Here is a 1,849-nt window from a genome sequence, read left to right on the forward strand (position 1 = left end):
TCCAGCCGTTCAGCCAACTGATCGACAAGGTTGGGAAGGCGAAGGATCGACAGATCGATCTGATGAGGCATCCTACCGCAGACAACCGTCATTAAACGCCCGTAAGAGGGAACCTTCTGTTCCAGCAATATTCATCAGGACAACTAGGCCAGACGCCATGGTCACAGCCAGGAGAGTTGATCGCCACGTTGCGCGAACGTGACTTTTTGCGCAGCCTGGCGAGAAGCTTGCGCAAATCGGCCAGCCGGCCTTTTTCGGCAGCCACTCACGCCCCATTTCAGCCGCACCAGCTACGGGACCCCGCAGCAACGACAAAAGAAAGGCGAATTTCATGGCTCAACTTCAGCGCGGCCAGATCAAACCGGGGCTCCCCTATCCGCGCGGCGCGACCTGGGACGGCAAAGGGGTCAATTTCTCGCTGTTTTCGGCCCATGCTGAAAAAGTCGAGGTCTGCGTATTCGACCAGAGCGGCAAGACCGAGACCGACCGGTTCGAGCTCCCCGAATACACCGACCAGGTCTTCCATGGCTACAACCCTGACCTCGGGCCGGGCACCTATTACGGCTATCGCGTCCACGGCCCCTATGAGCCGGCCGCTGGCCACCGATTCAACTCGAACAAACTGCTGCTCGACCCCTATGCCCGCGCCCATGCCGGCGACCTCGAATGGAACCCCGCCTGTTTCGGCTATAAAATGGAAACCGGCGACGACCTGACCTTCGATGATCGCGATTCCGCCCCGTTCATGCCGAAATGCGTCGTGGTCGACCCCGGGTTCGACTGGCGCGGCCACCCCGGTCGCAACCCGATCGGCTGGAACCGCACCGTACTCTACGAGGCGCATGTCCGCGGCTTCACCATGCGCCATCCGGACGTGCCCGAAACCTCGCGCGGCACCTACGCCGGCATGGGTGACAAGCACGTGGTCGACTACATCAAATCCCTCGGCGTCACCTCGGTCGAGCTGCTGCCGATCCACACCTACATCAACGACAGTCACCTGCTCGACAACGGGCTAAAAAATTATTGGGGCTACAACAGCATTGGCTTCTTCGCGCCCGACCCGCGCTATGCGTTCGATGTCGCCAATTCGCTGCGCGAGTTCAAGGAAATGGTCTACCGCTTCCACGAAGCCGGGCTCGAGGTCATTCTCGACGTGGTCTACAACCACACCGCCGAGGGAAACGAAAAAGGGGCCACGCTCAGCTTCAAGGGCATCGACAATGCGAGCTATTATCGGCTGATGCCGGATAATCCGCGCTATTACATCAACGACACAGGGACCGGGAACACGGTCAATCTGTCCCACCCCCGCGTGCTGCAGATGGTGACCGACAGCCTGCGCTACTGGGTCGAGGAAATGCATGTCGACGGCTTCCGCTTCGATCTCGGCACAATTCTCGCCCGCGAGCCCAACGGATTCGACAATCAGAGCGGCTTTCTCAAAGTGTGCAGCCAGGACCCGGTGCTGGGTTCGGTGAAGCTGATCGCCGAGCCGTGGGATTGCGGGCCGGGCGGCTATCAGGTCGGCGGGTTTCCGCCCGGCTGGTCGGAGTGGAACGACAAGTTCCGCGATACCGTCAGGGATTTCTGGCGCGGCGAAGCACCGGCCGCCGAACTCTCCCCTCGTATCACCGCCTCCGCTGCCGAGTTCGCACATGAGGGTCGCAGGCCCTGGGCTTCGATCAATTTCGTCACCGCGCATGACGGGTTCACCCTGAATGACATGGTGACCTATAACGAGAAACATAACGACGCAAATAACGAGAATAACAAGGATGGCAGCAGCGACAACCGCTCGTGGAACTGCGGCGTCGTAGGCCCGACCGACGATCCCGAGATCAACGCA

General features: G+C 60.2%; 1 protein-coding gene. It reads left to right on the forward strand.

Features of this window, described 5'->3' with window-relative positions; translation table 11 throughout:
* Nucleotides 1-331: 331 nt before the first annotated feature.
* Nucleotides 332-1,849: glycogen debranching protein GlgX (gene glgX / locus ACP5E6_RS18915; protein WP_427957017.1), on the forward strand; the 1,518-nt coding region annotated here is incomplete at its 3' end.

The organism is Acidiphilium sp. (genome assembly GCF_049977125.1).
Taxonomy (GTDB): Bacteria; Pseudomonadota; Alphaproteobacteria; order Acetobacterales; family Acetobacteraceae; genus Acidiphilium.